Source organism: Aquitalea sp. LB_tupeE, from assembly GCF_013391415.1.
Taxonomy (GTDB): domain Bacteria; phylum Pseudomonadota; class Gammaproteobacteria; order Burkholderiales; family Chromobacteriaceae; genus Aquitalea.
On record NZ_JACAXB010000030.1, the window covers coordinates 79,466 to 95,687 of the forward strand.

Here is a 16,222-nt window from a genome sequence, read left to right on the forward strand (position 1 = left end):
TCCCGAACCCGGCGCTGCCGGGTTTTTTGCTTTCTGGCCTGCTGGTGATGGCTGTGTGAGCGGCTGAACTGGCGCGTGAATTGCACGAGATACAGTACGGGCCTGCTTTAACTGCGTTACACTGCAATTTGCGTTTGTCATTTTTTGCAGGCTGTTCATGCTGGAAAATCAGGCTTTCCCGGCATGGCTGCAGCGGGTATGCTTGCCGCCTTCCTGCCTTGGGTTAGGGGGATTAGCAGCTATGATGACTATTAGGTGGCGCAACAGCACACAGTGTTTGTGCTGCCTGCTTGGTCGTAAACAGTATGGTGACTGGATTAATTGAATGCTTAAGCGGGTGAGGGTGTGGTGGTCGCGCCATGTTTTGTCTGCCAGGCCGGCGGTGATTTACACCGTCGCGCTACTCCTGTGCCTGTTGCTGGGCTGGCTGCTGGCATTGCTGGCAACCATCGTGCAGGAACGGACAGAGTTGCAGTGGCGGGCGGAATCCGTCGCACGTCAGCTTGAATTGCAACTGACGCAAGGCGACATGGCGCTGTTACGCATTGATGCCATTCCTGCGGAAGCAAGCTGCATGGCCTCATCGGCAGGATTGGCGGCCATTGTGCAGTCTGTACCCCATGCGCGTCATGCCCTGCGTGAGTGGGCGGATGGTCGCCGTTGCAGCGCCAATCCATCCCGCAGCGAAGCAGTACCAGCCCAGCCGCTTTCCTTGCAGTCTTTGGCAGGCGGAGGCTATGGTCTGGTGTTGGCGCATCATGCCAACGGTCACAGCGTGCTGGAATTGAATGCCGTTTCTCTGCTTGAGCAACTGCAAACCCAGTCGCGCGGAATGCGGGTGGGGCTGGTATGGGGCGCGCAATACCTGAGCTTGGCGGATGGCGTGGCCGTGTTGAGTGTGCTGCCTGATAGTGGCCTGCTGTATCGCCAAACCGTGTCCGGTGGCTTGCTGGATGTGGTGGTGCAAGAAACATGGGGGACGGTATTCCAGCGCGCCTTGCTGCACAGGCTGGATACCATGTTGCTGGCGCTTGCCGCAGGGGGCGTGCTGGGTTGGGCACTGATACGGCGCAAACTTGCACGTAATACCAGTTCCTGGGAGATTGCCCAGGGCATACGCAATCGCGAATTCTTTACCCACTACCAGCCCATTGTCACTGCCGAGTTGGGTGAGTGTGTCGGCGTGGAAGTGCTGGCGCGCTGGCGTCACCCGGTGCAAGGCGCGGTGCGGTCTGATCTGTTCATTCCTGCGGCCGAAGATGCCGGCATGATTGTGCCGCTGACGCGCTATCTGTTACGACGGGTCAGCAAGGAGCTCAAGCCGGTGGCGCTGCCGCCGGGCTTCATGGTGGGGGTGAACATTGCCGCCGAGCATCTGGGCATGCCGGATCTGGTGGAAGATTGCAAACCGCTGCTGGCAGTATTGCGTGAAAAGAAGGCCGTGCTGGTGCTGGAGGTTTCCGAACGCTTTCCACTGCCCGAACATCAGGTCACGCACCGTGTGGTGCAGGACTTGCGCCAGTTGGGGGTAAAGCTGGCGCTGGACGATTTTGGCCTGGGACATGCCGACCGCAATTATCTGCGGCGCTGGGGTTTTGATTACCTGAAAGTGGAAAAGGGCTATGTTTCTGCCTTGGGCAAGGACAGTTTCAAGGCCAATATTCTGGATGGCTTGCTGTCGACCTCACGCCAGCTGGGTGTGCAGGTGATTGTAAAAGGCGTGGAAACCCAGGGGCAGCAGAACTATCTGTCGGTGAAGGGTTTCCAGTTGCTGCAGGGCTTCTATTTTGGCAAGCCGATGACGCTGAATCATTTCCGTCAATGGCTGTATTCCGGCATTACCCAGGACCGCTCGGCCGCCGCTGCGCGCGAGGCTGCTGCCGCAGCGGCAAACAGCACACGCTAACCTTACGGCCGCGCACCGGCGCTCAAGCGGCCGGGTTTTGCGTGCTGATCAACAGCAAGGACTCCCCGCTGTGCATGATGATGTCCGGGCCGGGTGAGAATTCCACTTCGCCCGGGCTGCGTTCCAGAGCAATCACCATCGCCTTGCCGTCAAAACCCTCTTTCAGAAAACGTTCCAGCGGCAGACCTTCCCAACGTTCGTCCAGCACATGCACTTGGGCGCGGAACTGGTTGGGGTAGCGGTGGTGCAGATGCTCAAAGAAGTGCAGGGTTTCCGGGTGCGCCACGATATTGGCCATGTTCATGCCACCCAGGTGTGATGGAATCACTACATTGTCGGCCCCAACGGCCAACAGCTTCTTGCGCGAACTTTCATTCTCCGCCTTGGCTACCGCCAGAATCTTGCTGTTCAGGCTTTTGGCCGTCACCACCACAAAGGCATTTTCTGCATCGGCACTCAGACAGGAAATCAGCGCCTGCGCGCGGGTGATGCCGGCGGCGCACAGGTTTTCGTCTTCTGCCGCATCGCCAACAATAAAGGGTACGTCCAGTTCCTGCAGCATGCCGGTATTGGCTTCGTCCCGTTCTATCACCACCACCTGGTGCTGCGTGCTCAGCAGCTCTTCCAGCGCATAACGGCCGGTATGGCTGAGGCCGCAAATAATGGTGTGACCCTGCATGCGGGCAATCAGTTTTTCCATTTTCTTTCGTCTCAGATAAAGCGGCAGGTCGCCCTGAAACAGCATCAAGGTGAGCGAGGAAATGCCATAACCCACCACGCCGGTGCCAAATACAATCAGCGCAATGGTGAAGTAACGGCCCTCCAGTGAAAGGTTGTGCGTTTCACCATAGCCGATGGTGGCCAGCGTGATCACCGTCATGAACAGGCTGTCGGAAAAACTCCAGTCCTCGATCAGCATGTAGCCGGTGGTGCCGAACAACAGGGCAGCAAAGACCAGGCTGCTCAAAAACAGCAGTTTACGCGGGAAGCTGTGACGCATGATGGTGGGGTGCAGCCGGAAAATGCGCATTATAGCTGTTCGGCATGGCTGCGGCTGTGCGATGTGATGCGAATCCGGACCTGTTTCCCACGATGGCCCAGATGTGAGCAAAGTTGTCGGACTAGCGATTTTGCAAAGCTTCTTCACACTGTTTTACACGCCGTTACCTGCGGCTGGATAAGCTGGGTGTGTATCAACGCACTGGAGATGCCAGTCATGAAATCCCGAATCCTTGTTCCTGCGCTGTTGGCGCTTTCTTTTAGTGCACTGGCCCATGCAGATGCCTCTGCCATTCTCGGTGGGGCAGTGGGTGGTGCTGTGGGTGCCGCTGTTGGTCAGTCCATCGGTGGCCGTAACGGTGCCATTATTGGTAGTGCGGTGGGTGGGAGTGTAGGTACGGCACTGGCCTATCAGCATGATGAGGAGCGCCGCTATCGCCAGCCGCCTCCGGCCCCGGTGGTTTACCAGCCTGTGGCCTATGTGGCACCAGTACGTTATGCCCCGCCACCTGCACCTTATTGGCGTGATGACTGGCGCGCGCGGGAGCGTGAACGCCACTGGCATGAGCGTGAATGGCATGACCGTGGTTGGCATGGCGAGGGTCGCTGGCATGATGGATGGTAAGCCCTTGCTCCAGGCTTCCAAGTTGTAGTGCCATTCTGCAGTACAGGTTTTCAGAAAAAGCCCCGAATTTTCGGGGCTTTTTCCATTGTTGCCAGCACAGACCAGGGCGAAAGTGCAGTCATTGATACGGAACTTTTTGTTGTTGAACAGAAACTGCTTGCCTGCTGTGGCTGGCTATTCCTATAATTGATTAGCAATCAAATCATTTACATGCAAATCATTATGGACAATGTGGACTTACTGCGGCTTGGCATTACCAGCGCCATCATGCAGGCCGGGCGCAAATGGCGGCATATTTCGCAGGATGTGGTATTCGGTCATGGCCTGACCGCGCCTTGTGCCACCGCGCTGATCTTCATTGGCCGGCTGGGTGAGGGCATCAACCAGATTGCCCTTGCAGAAGAAATTGGCATTGAAGGGCCGTCACTGGTGCGGGTGATCGACCAGTTGGCCGCCGATGGCCTGGTACGACGTGAAAAAGACAAGGTGGATCGCCGCTCCAACACCCTGTGGTTTACCGAGGCGGGCAGGGCGCTGACCGACAAGATAGAAGTGGAACTGGTGCGTTTGCGCGCGCTGGTATTCAGGGATATTTCGCCGGACGACCTGCAAGCCACCTTGCGTGTGTTTGGCGCGGTGGATGCAGCATACCAGCGCCCGGAACTGGTGGCAGAGCTTGCCGCCCTTGCCGGTCAGGAAAGAGCATGAGCCTGCCCAGTTGGCGTGACTGGCTGTTTTCGGCCAAAGTGTTTCTGGCCGCCATGTTGGCCTTGTACATTGCCATGGCGCTGGAGCTTCCCCGTCCGTACTGGGCCATGGCCACTGTGTACGTGGTGTCCCACCCGCTGACCGGTGCCACCCGCTCCAAGGCGGTTTACCGCATTGGCGGCACCTTGCTGGGAGCGTCTGCTGCCGTCATTTTGCTGCCCTTGTTTGTCAATGCGCCTACCTTGCTGAGCCTGGTCGTGGCTTTGTGGACGGGCAGCCTGCTCAGTATTTCCCTGCTGGACCGCACTCCGCGCAGCTATCTGTTCATGCTGTCGGCCTATACTTTGCCGATGATTGCATTGCCTACGCTGAACAACCCGGAAAGCATTTTTGATGTGGCGCTGGCGCGCAGTGAGGAAATCCTGCTGGGCATTCTGTGTGCCAGTGTTGTGTCCGCCTTGCTGTGGCCGGGCAAGGTGGCACCCATTATTTCGGCGCGCATCGACAGCTGGATGCAGGATGCACGCAGCTGGGCAGGGGAGTTGCTGGCCTTGCCGGATGATGCGACTGCCGTGCAGCCCAGGCCAACACCCATGCATGCCAGCCGCCACAAGCTGGCGGCGGACATTCTGGCGCTTGACCAGTTCATCTCCCATTTGTCTTACGACACCACCAGCTTTGCCATGGTAAAGAACGCGCGCGAGCTGCGTGGCCGCATGAGCATGTTGCTGCCCATTTTGTCTTCGCTGACCGAAACCCGGCAGGCGCTGGTGCAACAGGGAGACCGTGTGCCGGAGGGCTTGCGCGTATTGATGCAGCGGGTGGCCGACTGGATGGCCGAGCCGGAACTGGACAGCTGCCGCAAGGCAGTGCCGAGTTTGCAGCGTGAGCTGGCCAGTCTCAAACAGGAAACAGCCAGTGGTGATGACTGGCAATCGCTGTTACTGGCGCATGCACTGGCGCGTTTGCAGTCGCTGATCAACCTGTGGCTGGACTGCCGCCTGCTACAACAGTTGCTGGCCGAAGAACACCCCACTTTCAGCTGGAAACCGGCCTACCGTCATTGGCCGGTAGGTGGCACCGCCCGTCATTTCGACTACGGCATGGTGGCATTTTCCTCGCTGCAGGCATCGGTTGCCATTTTCATTGCCATGCAGTTGTGGATACAGCTGGGTTGGACCGACGGTTCCGGGGCGGTCATCATGGCGGCCATTGCCTCCTGCTTCTTTGCCGCGCTGGATGAACCTGCGCCGATGATGCGCACCTTCCTGATCTGGGCACTGGTCAGCATCGTGCTCACCACGGTGCTGTTGTTCATGGTGATTCCAGCCGCCTACACCTTTGAAATGCTGGTGGCCATGCTGGCCATTCCCTTCTTGCTGGTGGGCACGCTGTTTACCCGGCCGCAATTCACCATGATCGCCATGATGCTGACGGTGAATACCGCCACCTTCCTCAGTCTGCAAGGCGCTTACGATACCGACTTCACCGCCTTCTTCAACGGCAATGTCGCCACCGTGGTGGGGGTATCCTTCGCCTTGTTGTTCAGCCTGCTGGTACGGCCATTCGGCATCGAGCTGGCCATACGCCGCCTGCGGCGCGCCAGCTGGCACGACCTGGCCCGCATGGCATCGGGCCGCGTGCTGGGCGACTATCCGCAACTGACTGCCCGCATGCTGGACCGGCTGGGCCAGCTGATTCCGCGGCTGGCTGCCAACGGACACGACCAGTTGCCGCTGGTGTTCAGCGAGCTGCGTACCGGCTTTAGCGTGTTGCACTTGCAGCGCGATGAAAACAAGCTGCCGGATAGCGCCGGGGCTGGCGTGCAGCAGGTGCTGGATGATGTGGCGGCGCATTACCACCAGGCACTGGCCTTGCGTCACGCACCACAGACCGACAAGCAGCTGCTGCAGCATATCGATGTGGCGCTCAATCAGGTTCTGGGCAGTGGCCAGCGCAGCAATCACGCCGTGCAGACCGTGCTCAATGCCCTGGTAGAACTGCGTATCACCCTGTTTCCCGCTGCCGGCAGTTTTGCCCTGGCAGCACCCTTGCCCCTGAAACATGGAGAGCTTGCACCGTGATTGGTGAAATCGAAATCTACGGGGTGTATTTCCCCAGCCTGCTGATCCTGATGGTGCTGGCCTTTGGCGTCACCGCCGTGCTGCGCGCCATGCTGGGACAGCTGGGCTTCTACAAACTGGTATGGCACCGTTCGCTGCTGAACGCTGCCCTGTATGTAATTGTGCTCGGCGGATTCGTCGTGCTCACTCGCGGATGGTAATGATGAAAAAGCTGGCAGGAAAAGCGGGCCCGGTGGCCCTGACGCTGATTGTGGTGGTGGCTGCGGTAATGGTGGGCCGTTATTTGTGGGACTACTACACCAATGCACCGTGGACCCGGGATGGTCATGTGCGGGCCGATGTGGTGCAGATCGCGCCGGATGTTTCCGGCTTGATTACCGAGGTGCGGGTACACGATAACCAGCTGGTCAAAAAGGGACAGGTGCTGTTTGTCATCGACCATGCCCGCTACACCCTGGCACTGAAACAGGCCGAAGCGGCACTGGTGCTGCAAAAAGCCGCGCTGGCGCAGGCAAAACGCGAAGCTGCACGCAATCACAGCCTGAGCGACCTGGTGGCGCGTGAAAACGTCGAACAGAGCGATGCCCGCGTGCAGCAGGACGAGGCCAATGTCGCCGCCGCCAGCGCCGCGCTGGATGTGGCCCGGCTGAACCTGCAACGCACCGAAGTCAGCAGTCCGGTAGATGGCTATCTGAACGACCGCACCCCGCGGGTGGGCGATTATGTCAGCACCGGCAAGCCGGTGCTGTCCATGGTGGATGCGCATTCCTTCCATGTCGATGGTTATTTTGAAGAAACCAAGCTGGACCGTGTGCAAGTGAACCAGCCGGTGGAAATCCAGATCATGGGGCAGTCGCACAAGCTGCGCGGCCATGTGCAAAGCATTGCCGCCGGTATTGAAGACCGTGACCGCAGCAACGGCGCCAGCCTGCTGCCCAATGTTAATCCCACTTTCAACTGGGTGCGGCTGGCACAGCGCATTCCGGTGCGGGTGACGCTGGATGAAATCCCTGCTGACTTCCGCATGATTGCCGGTCGTACCGCCACGGTGGCGGTGTTGTCCGGCAAGGGAGGCCAGCAGTGAAACGTTTTTATCCCGCCAGTGTGCTGGCACTCTCGGTGCTGGCTGGCTGCACCACGGTAGGCCCGGATTACCAGCTGCCTGCCAATGCCATCATGCAGCGTCCGGCAGTGCAAGGCCGTTTTGCCAATACCGACACTACGCTGAGCAGCGCACAGCCGGTGGCCAGTCGCTGGTGGCAGCTGTATCACGACCCGGTGCTGGACCAGCTGGTGGAACAGGCCCGGGCCGCCAATACCGATTTGCGCGTGGCCAGTGCCAATCTGCAAAAGGCACTAGCAGTAGCCAGCGAAGTCAATGCCGAAGCCGGCCCGCATGCGGCAGTGTCGGCATCGGCCGAGCGTGCCCGGATATCCGGCCAGAGCATGTTGCTGGACGAACCGCTGCCAGTGACCAATCTGGGAGACGAAGGCATTCGGGTGGCGTACCAGCTGGATCTGTTTGGCAAGCTCAAACGTGGCGAGCAGGCGGCAGAAGCCAATAGCGAAGCAGTGGCGGCCGCGCGTGACCTGGCCAGCATTACCGTGACCGCCGAAACCGTACGCAGCTATGTGCAGATTTGTTCGGCCAATCATGGGTATCAGGTGGTACAGCAACAGCTGGGCCTGCAGCAAAAACAGCTGGAACTGACACGTCGTCTGGCCAGTGCAGGGCGCATGACCGCCACCGATGTGCTGCGCGCACAGGCACAGCGCGACAGCGTGCATGCCGCCTTGCCAGCCTACCTTGCCCAGCGCGATGCCGCACGCTATCGCCTGGCCATGCTGCTGGGCAAGACGCCGGCTGAAGCCTTGCCCGCCGCCACACTGGCCTGCGCGCAAGAGCCGCAGCTGTCCCAAGCCATTCCGGTGGGCGATGGCCGGGCCTTGTTGGCACGCCGCCCGGATGTGAAGCAGGCCGAGCGCCGTCTGGCGCAATCCAGTGCCATGATAGGCGTGGCCACGGCTGCGCTTTATCCGGACATCACCCTGGGTGCATCGGCAGGCTTTACCGGTTTTGTCAAAGACCTGGGCAAGCGCTCCACCCAGCGTTTCGGTTTTGGTCCGCTGATCAGCTGGAGCATTCCGGACAGCGGCAGCATGGCGCGGGTGCGTGCTGCCAAGGCGGATAATGCCGCTGCGCTGGCGCACTTCGACGGTGTGGTGCTCAATGCCCTGCGCGAAGTGGAAACCAGCCTCAGCCTGTATGCCAAGGATTTGCAACGCCTGACGCTGCTGCGCAGTGCGCGGGACAATGCCCGGGAAGCCGCGGCACAAAACCGCCGCTTGTATCAGGCAGGCCGCGCGCCTTATCTCTCCAGCCTGGATGCCGACCGTACCCTGGTTGGCAGCGAACAGTCGGTTGCCATGGCCGAAAGTCAGCTGGCGCAGGATCAGGTCAATCTGTTCCTGGCGCTGGGTGGTGGCTGGGAAGATGCTGCCAGCGGTGCAAAGCCGGATCAGCATTAAACGCAGGCTTGAGCAGCATGCCGGTAGCGGTTGCCACATCTGTCTGGCAGCTGCTACCGGCATTTTTTTGTCCGCCCCGCTTACCAGGTACGCATATTGCTTGAAAATGTGTGCTGTAATTTAAATACGCTTGTGCATGATGTGCGGTAAGGCATAGCATTGGCAGACTTTTTATCTGTTTGGAATTTCAATGGCGGTAACTCAGAGCATCCCCATCCTGTTACCCGTCTTTGTGGTCACCGAATTACTGTGCGCCTGCAATACCGTGCAACTGTGGTCATTGAAAAAAGCCGGTGTCGCCGGTACCCGCAGCTGGCTGCTGGCCAATGCCGCCATGCTGGGATATCTGCCTGCGCTGGGCCTGCGCATGGTGCTGCCGCTGATTTTCAGTGTGGTGCTGAGCAATGGCCTGGGCCTGGTGGCGGCCAGCATGTTCTATATCGGTTGTGCCCGCTTTCTGGGCCGGCCCAGTCATGCCCGGCCACTGGCCGTGCTGGTGCTGGCCGGTGTCGCCGGTTTGCTGGGCTTTACCCTGCTACTGGACAGCATGCGGGTGAGGGTGGTGATTGCCTCCGGTGGCATCAGCATCGTGTTTGCCGCCACGGCCTGGCTGTTGTTCCGCCACCGTATTGCCAGCCATCGTGCCACGGTGTACTGGCTGGGCGCGGCCTGCAGTGCGGTGACGTCATTGCTGCATCTGGGGCGAGCAGCATATTACGGCGGTGGCTTCGGCAATATCAGCGACCTGTTTGCCACCACCATGCCCAATGTGTTTTCCATGAGCCTGACCGCCGCGCTGGTGCCCGGTTTGTCCATGCTGGCGGTGGCCATGGTGCAGGAATACCTGTTGCGCGATGCCACCTGGCGTGCCGAACACGATGGCATGACCGGGCTGAATACCCGGCAGTGTTTCGAAAGCCGCAGCATGGCGCTGTTGCAGCAGGCCGAAGGCGATGCCTTGCCACTGTGCCTGGTGTTGATGGACCTGGATCATTTCAAGCAGATCAACGACCGGCATGGCCATCAGGCCGGCGACCAGGTGTTGCTGACATTCAGCGCCCTGTTGTGCCAGGTCATGCGACCGGGAGATGTGACCGGACGCATGGGGGGCGAGGAGTTTGCCCTGCTGCTGCCACAAACGTCAGCGACACAAGCCCTGGCCATGGCCGAGAGCCTGCGTTTGCGTGCGGCGCAAGTTCCGGCGGTTTCGCTGGGTGGCAGTATTCCGTACAGCGTCAGCATGGGGCTGGCAGCATGGCAGCCGGGGATGTCGTTCTCCGAACTGTACCGCCACGCCGACCAGGCTTTGTATGCGGCCAAAAAGGCAGGGCGCAACCAGGTGGTGCAGGCAGCACAGCCTGTCTGATGCTCAGGCCTGCCGCGCGTGGCGCAGTTGCTGCAATGCGGCCCGCCCCGATTGGCCACCAGCAGGCGCCGGATGCGCTGCAAGACGATGGGGTGCCTCATGTCGCCACCTTGGCCACTGGCTGGCAGATGTCGACCACATCGCGGTCCTCTTGCCAGAAGGTGAGCAAGCGTCCGCCATATTGGCAGCAGCCAGCCTGGTGCAGTTGCCCCTAGATGGAGTCAGTTTGCAGGCTGACCGGTGCCCCAGCCATTCTCAAATACCAGCGCAGCCAGGTTTTGCCGCTGTGCCCAGTTTTCCTGTTCCAACATGGGCTTGTCGTAAAAGGCCTCGACATGGCCGATGCACAGGATGGCCACGGCTTTTGCCTCGGCAGGCAGGCCCAGCAGGCTGCCCAGCCGCTGCGGGTCGAACAGCGACACCCAGCCCAGGCCGATGCCTTCGGCGCGGGCGGCCAGCCACATGTTCTGGATGGCGCAGGCGATGGAGCATATATCCATTTCCGGCAGGGTACGGCGGCCGAATACATGGCGTTCGCGCCCGTCCATCAGTGCCGCCACCAGCACCTCGCCGCAGTCGAGAATGCCCTCCACCTTCAGCTTCATGAATTCTTCTTCACGCTGGCCCAGTGCCTTGGCGGTGGCCACCCTTTCCACTTCTACCTCGGCATGCAGTTGCTGGCGCAAAGCGCTATCGCTAATGCGGATAAAGCGCCAGGGCTGCATATAGCCCACGCTGGGTGCCAGATGCGCAGCTTGTAGCAGGCGTTGCAGCAGGGCCGGGTCGACAGGGTCGGGCTTGAAGTGGCGCATGTCGCGCCGTTCGCGGATGGTACGGTAGACAGCGTCGATGTCGGTTTGGGGATAGGCATTCATGGCAGGAACAGTCTGGCGCAGGCTTCGGGGTTGGACGGGAAATACAGGTGCAGATAACTGGCCAGCAGGCTGCCGTGGCGGTACACCGACTCGCCTTGCCCGCTTCCTGTGGCGCGGCTGGCATGGGTGAGCGGGGAGATGGGCGTATCCAGGCTGGAATAATGAAAGGTATGGCCACGCAGCACTTCGCCATCCAGCACCAGTTGTTGCAGGCCCAGTGCGCTTAGCCGGGTATTCAGCCGGGCGTGGCCGGGCAGCAGGCCCAGCATCTGTCTGCTTTGACCATGCTTGTCGGCCAGGCTGTCCAGTAAATACAGCATCCCGCCACACTCGGCATACAGCGGTTTGCCAGCGGCCACATGGGCGTGCAGGCTGGCGCGGCTGCGCTGAGCGGCGGCCAGAGTAGCCAGATGCAGTTCCGGATAGCCGCCCGGCAGCCATACCGCGTCGCAGTCGGGCAGGGCGTCGTCGGCCAGTGGCGAGAAGTCATGCAGCTCGGCTCCCAATGCCTCTAGCGTCTGGATATTGGCCGGGTAGATAAAGCTGAAGGCGGTATCGCGGGCGATGGCAATGCGCACGCCGTCCAGCAGCCGTGGCAGGCTGGGTGCCGTGGCAGGCTGGAAGGCAACTGCGGGTGGCAGATCGGCCAGACGGGTGGTGGCCAGCTGTGCGGCAGCGCGCTCCAGCCGCGTTTCCAGATCGTCCACTTCCTGTGCTTGTACCAGGCCCAGATGGCGTTCCGGCAGACCCATGTCCGGCTGGCGCATCACCGCACCCAGATAATTGAGGCTGGCGGGCAGGGCGGCGCTGAGCATTTCCGCATGACGGCTGGATGCCACCTGATTGGCCAGTACACCGTAAAACGGCAGGCCGGGGCGGAAGGTGGCCAGGCCATGCGCGACGGCGGCAAAGGTTTGCGCCATGCCGCTGGCGTCGATAATGGCGGCCACCGGCACGCCAAACAATTGGGCCAGGTCGGCGCTGCTGGGCGTGCCATCGAACAGGCCCATGCTGCCTTCGATCAGGATCAGGTCGGCTTCGGCGGCGGCCTGGTACAGGCGCTGGCGGCAGTCGTCCTCGCCATTCATCCATAAATCCAGCGCATACACGGTGTGACCGCTGGCCTGTTCCAGCACATAGGGGTCGAGGAAATCCGGCCCGGTCTTGAACACGCGCACCTGTCGGCCCTGCTGGCGGTGGTAGCGCGCCAGCCCGGCGGTGAGGGTGGTCTTGCCCTGATGCGAAGCCGGGGCGCTGATGAATAGCGCCGGGCAGTGGCGACTGGCCATGTCAGAACTCCACACCGGCTTGTGCCTTGATGCCCTGTTCGCGGAAGGGGTGCTTCACCAGCTTCATTTCGGTCACCAGATCGGCCGCGTCAAGCAGCGCCTCTGGCGCATGGCGGCCAGTAATCACCACATGCAGATTGGCCGGGCGGGCGGCCAGCGCCGCCAGTACCTCGTCCAGCGGCAGATAGTCGTATTTCAGTACGATGTTCAGCTCGTCCAGAATCAGCATGTCGTAGTCGCCGCTGTTCAGCATTTCCAGCGCGGCCTCCCAGCCCTGGCGTGCGGTGGCGATGTCGGCCTCGCGGTTCTGGGTGTTCCAGGTATAGCCCTCGCCCATGGTGAGGAAGCGGCAGTTGTCAAAGCGGCTGAACAGGTCGCGCTCGGCGGTGTGCAGCGCGCCCTTGATGAACTGCACCACGCCCAGCTGCATGCCGTGGCCGACAATGCGCAGGCCCATGCCGAAGGCGGCACTGCTTTTGCCCTTGCCGGTGCCGGTATGCACGATGAGCAAGCCTTTTTCCTTGGTGGCGGCAGCCTTTTTCTTTTCAAAGCCGGCCTTACGCTTTTCCACCATGCGCTGGTGGGCGGCGGCGTCGGTTTTCATGGTCTTGTCCTTGTCTGATCAGGCTGGCGCTTACTGCCAGTGAGTGCCGGTCAGTGCCCGCAGTTGCTCCACAATGCGCGGTCGGCTGGGGTGGTAGCCGATGAATACCAACTGCGCCTGCCGTGGCGTAGCGCTGTCCGGCTCCTGTTGCAGTTGCACACGCTGGCGTACAGCCTGCAAGGTCAGGCGACCACACCCGTCAGTGGGCGCGGCATGGCCCTTGATGCGCAGCAGCGCTTCTTCGCGGGCAATGGTTTCGATGGCATTCAGCAGCCGGGCCGGGTCCTGTGCATCCTTGCTGCGAATCAAAAACGACTGCCAGCCCGGGTCCTGCTCGTGAAAATGCTTGTGGGTGGCCAGACCATGGCTGTGCGCGGCCAGACCGCCGTGGCTGTGGCCGTCCAGCAGGGCCTGGTTGGCCAGCGGGCGCAAATTCAGCGGCAGGCTGGAGACCGGGCCGTAATGGCGGTGGCCGCTGCCACTGACTTCATGCAGATGCAGGCCCAGCGTCAGCCGGGTGTCCAGTCTTGCCTGATAGGCCAGCTCGATAAAGCGGATGGACGGGGCCAACTGGCGCACCGTGCTTTCCGCTTGCAGCATGGCGTCGTCGTCAAGCTGGTCTATCTTGTTCAGCACCACGATGTCGGCGTTTTCCAGCTGTTGGCGGAACAGGCTGGCCACCGCGTCGTCCTGCTGGCCGTAGCCGCTGTCAAAATCGCCCGCCAGCAGTAGCGGGGTGTCCACTACCGCCAGCGTAGCGTCCAGCACAAAGCGCTCGGCTAGTTCCGGCCCTTGCAGCTGCTCCATCACCGCGCTGGGCAGGGCCAGCCCGGAGGTTTCGATCAGCACATGGTCGATTTGCTGGCGGCGCTGCCACAAGGCCAGCATGGTGGGCAGGAAATGCTCGTCGTCGTCGTAGGCCACCAGGCCATTGGCCAGATCGTGAATCTCCACCCCGGCCTTGTCGTCTGTACGCAGGATGGTGCCGTCAATGGACACCTCGCCAAACTCGTTGACCAGAATGGCCAGCCGCCGTTGTTTGCTGTCGCGGATCAGATTGGACAGCAGGGTTGTTTTGCCCGCGCCCAGAAAACCGGTGAGCACGGTAACGGGAATGCGCGGGCTGCTCATGCCTGTTGCTCCAGTGCGGCTTGCAGGCTGGTGAAGTCGGTAAAGCTGGCCGGGTAGTCCAGCTGCGGACGGTCCACCACGATGAAGGGAATGCCCAGCGCTGCTGCGGCAGCGGCTTTTGCACCATAGCCACCGGCATCACCCGATTGCTTGCTGATGACGCAGTCGATCTGCCAGTCGCGCCACAGGGTTTCATTGGCGGCTTGCGAGAACGGGCCTTGCATCGCGCACAGTCGCGCACGCGGAATGCCCAGGTCGATGGCGCGTTGCAGGTGTTGCGGGTCCGGTGCCAGCCGCACGAACCATTGCTTGTCAGCCGCGCCCTCGGCCTGCACAAAGCTGGCCAGCTCCTTGCTGCCCGTTGCCAGGAAAATGCGCTGGCCGTGCTGCATCGCCATCTTTGCCGCCTCGGCCATGCTGCTGCAATGGATGGCCGGGTGCAGGTCTGGCGCGCTGGGGCGCTCATAACGCAGATAGGGCAGGGCCAGCTCTTGCGCCAGCGCCATCAGCTGTTGCGACATTTCGGTGGCATAGGGGTGAGTGGCATCCACGATGCAGCGTGCCTGGCTTTGTTGCAGCAGCTCGCGGCGACGCTCCACACCCAGCCGTCCGCTGATGCTTGTGAGGCCGGGGCTGTCAGCGGCAACGATTTCGGCACCGTAGTCGCTGGCTGTGCTGACAATCACCGGCTGGCCGCCTGCTGCCAGTTGACGTGCCAGCGCATTGCCGTCGCTGGTGCCGGCAAACACCCAGGCGGCAGCGCCGGGCAGGCTGTCGGCAGTAATGGTGTCGGCGGTGTTCTGCCAGTTGAAATAGCCGCGCGGGGTGAACATCCAGTTACGCTTGCGGCGGGTGAAGCGGTTGCCGATTACCAGCGAGGTGAGCATGTTGAACTGGCGGGTGCGCAGCTCGGCCAGGGTGACGATTTCCACGGTCTGGCCTTCGCGGTAGGCATTGTGGACGATGCCGCACAGGGTTTCCGGCCGCTTGTGTTCCAGCATGATGTCGAGAATGCGGTACACGCCTTCCTGGCGCTGCTTGCTTTGCACGTTGTAAAACACCACGGCCAGATCAGCCTCGGCAATATGGCGGGCGCGGCTTTCAATCCACTCCCACGGGCATAGCAGGTCGGACAGGCTGAGGGTGGCAAAGTCGTGCGACAGCGGCGCGCCCAGCAGCGAGGCGCAGGCATTGGCCGAGGTGATGCCGGGAATCAGCTGTACATCGAAGCTATCGTCCTCGCGCATGTCCTCGTAAGCCAGCGTGGCCATGGCGTAAATGCCGATGTCGCCGCTGGAAATCAGCGCCACCGTCTTGCCGGCGCGGGCTTCGGCCAGTGCCAGTTGGGCGCGGTCGCGTTCTTGGGTGAGCGGCAGGGTGCGGATGTCCTTGCCGGCAATCCACGGCTGGATCCAGGTGAGGTAGAGGTCGTAGGCGACGATGACGTCGCTGGCGGCCAGGGCTTGTTCCACCATGGGCGGGATCAGTTCGCGGCTGCCGGGGCCGACGGAGACAAGATAGAGTTTTCCGGTCATTGTTTGATGCTTTCTGCTGCGTACAGGCGGGGCCTGTCAAAAGTTTGTCTGGGCAATGCGTGGTGCGCATTGCTGATGTAAATCCTGCATTTTTACGTAGCGGCGCTGGACTGTGGTCCTGTGCTGCTGCGTTTAACTTCGTAGGCCTCGCCTAGCCAAGACCATGGCAGCTTCGACCAGTGTTCTTACCAAACAAGCACCGAACCGACCCGCCCTCTTGGCCCCGTCAAGCATGCCGACGGGTGGCCGGGGCGAGGTGTTAAGCGCCTGCAATGTCTGAGCGATTTGACGTTAGCAAATCGCGAGTTCAGGCGCGCCTCGCACCGGTCGGGCCCTGGCGGGCAGCCGCAGGCCATGCTTGCGGGGTGGCCTTGGCGGTGAAGGAGGGCTTGGCCAGACAAGCCCTCTTTCCCGTCCGCCGCGCGGAAGCGGCATGAAAACCATCATCCGCGTGAGCGGATTCCCACTCCGGGTTTATCGCCGGGACATTCAAAACTAAAACCAAAATCAACTTCGCGGGTCTCGCCCCGCCGTCGAGGTACTTTCTTTTGCTTCGCCAAAAGAAAGTACC

General features: G+C 61.2%; 14 protein-coding genes. 8 read left to right on the top strand and 6 right to left on the bottom strand.

Annotated features, from left to right (window positions below):
- Positions 1-325 precede the first annotated feature (325 nt).
- Positions 326-1,906, top strand: a complete 1,581-nt coding sequence (locus HWX34_RS21375; RefSeq protein WP_255497027.1) for an EAL domain-containing protein — start codon at positions 326-328, stop codon at positions 1,904-1,906.
- A 22-nt stretch (positions 1,907-1,928) separates the two neighbouring features.
- Here HWX34_RS21375 and HWX34_RS15370 read toward each other — a convergent pair whose 3' ends face one another.
- Complete coding sequence (locus HWX34_RS15370) at positions 1,929-2,936, bottom strand: TrkA family potassium uptake protein (RefSeq protein WP_255497029.1); 1,008 nt, start codon at positions 2,934-2,936, stop codon at positions 1,929-1,931.
- Between the two features lie 186 nt (positions 2,937-3,122).
- On the opposite strand from HWX34_RS15370, the gene HWX34_RS15375 reads away from it, so the two are divergent.
- From HWX34_RS15375 to HWX34_RS15405, 7 genes are all read left to right on the top strand, one after another.
- The gene (locus HWX34_RS15375; protein ID WP_178973058.1) at positions 3,123-3,530 is read left to right on the top strand and encodes a glycine zipper domain-containing protein; all 408 of its coding nucleotides are present in this window, start codon (positions 3,123-3,125) and stop codon (positions 3,528-3,530) included.
- Positions 3,531-3,740: 210 nt separating this feature from the next.
- Positions 3,741-4,238 carry a MarR family winged helix-turn-helix transcriptional regulator gene (locus tag HWX34_RS15380; RefSeq protein WP_255497031.1) on the top strand — a complete coding sequence of 166 codons (498 nt, stop codon included), beginning with the start codon at positions 3,741-3,743 and terminating at the stop codon, positions 4,236-4,238.
- On the top strand, positions 4,235-6,322 hold the full coding sequence (locus HWX34_RS15385; protein ID WP_178973059.1) for an FUSC family protein: 2,088 nt from the start codon (positions 4,235-4,237) through the stop codon (positions 6,320-6,322). The genes HWX34_RS15380 and HWX34_RS15385 overlap by 4 nt, the downstream gene beginning before the upstream one ends.
- Positions 6,319-6,522, top strand: coding sequence for a DUF1656 domain-containing protein (locus HWX34_RS15390; protein WP_178973060.1), 204 nt, complete (start codon positions 6,319-6,321; stop codon positions 6,520-6,522). Before HWX34_RS15385 ends, HWX34_RS15390 begins: the two co-directional genes overlap by 4 nt.
- Positions 6,522-7,406, top strand: a complete 885-nt coding sequence (locus tag HWX34_RS15395) for an HlyD family secretion protein (protein WP_255497038.1) — start codon at positions 6,522-6,524, stop codon at positions 7,404-7,406. Before HWX34_RS15390 ends, HWX34_RS15395 begins: the two co-directional genes overlap by 1 nt.
- Positions 7,403-8,851 (top strand): efflux transporter outer membrane subunit, encoded by a 1,449-nt coding sequence (locus HWX34_RS15400; protein ID WP_178973061.1) that lies wholly within the window; start codon positions 7,403-7,405, stop codon positions 8,849-8,851. The genes HWX34_RS15395 and HWX34_RS15400 overlap by 4 nt, the downstream gene beginning before the upstream one ends.
- A gap of 190 nt (positions 8,852-9,041) precedes the next feature.
- Positions 9,042-10,217, top strand: coding sequence for a diguanylate cyclase (locus HWX34_RS15405; protein ID WP_178973062.1), 1,176 nt, complete (start codon positions 9,042-9,044; stop codon positions 10,215-10,217).
- A gap of 221 nt (positions 10,218-10,438) precedes the next feature.
- On the opposite strand, the gene bluB is transcribed toward HWX34_RS15405, so the two are convergent.
- From bluB to cobJ, 5 genes are read right to left on the bottom strand one after another with little or no spacing between them, the layout of a single operon-like run.
- Positions 10,439-11,092, bottom strand: coding sequence for a 5,6-dimethylbenzimidazole synthase (bluB, locus tag HWX34_RS15410; protein ID WP_178973063.1), 654 nt, complete (start codon positions 11,090-11,092; stop codon positions 10,439-10,441).
- Positions 11,089-12,381: a cobyrinate a,c-diamide synthase gene (locus HWX34_RS15415; protein WP_178973064.1), complete on the bottom strand. Its 1,293-nt coding sequence runs from the start codon at positions 12,379-12,381 to the stop codon at positions 11,089-11,091. The genes bluB and HWX34_RS15415 overlap by 4 nt, the downstream gene beginning before the upstream one ends.
- A gap of 1 nt (position 12,382) precedes the next feature.
- The gene (cobO, locus tag HWX34_RS15420) at positions 12,383-12,985 is read right to left on the bottom strand and encodes a cob(I)yrinic acid a,c-diamide adenosyltransferase (RefSeq protein WP_178973065.1); all 603 of its coding nucleotides are present in this window, start codon (positions 12,983-12,985) and stop codon (positions 12,383-12,385) included.
- Positions 12,986-13,015: 30 nt separating this feature from the next.
- Positions 13,016-14,116, bottom strand: a complete 1,101-nt coding sequence (locus tag HWX34_RS15425) for a GTP-binding protein (RefSeq protein WP_178973066.1) — start codon at positions 14,114-14,116, stop codon at positions 13,016-13,018.
- Positions 14,113-15,651, bottom strand: a complete 1,539-nt coding sequence (gene cobJ, locus HWX34_RS15430; RefSeq protein WP_178973067.1) for a precorrin-3B C(17)-methyltransferase — start codon at positions 15,649-15,651, stop codon at positions 14,113-14,115. The genes HWX34_RS15425 and cobJ overlap by 4 nt, the downstream gene beginning before the upstream one ends.
- Positions 15,652-16,222: the final 571 nt, after the last annotated feature.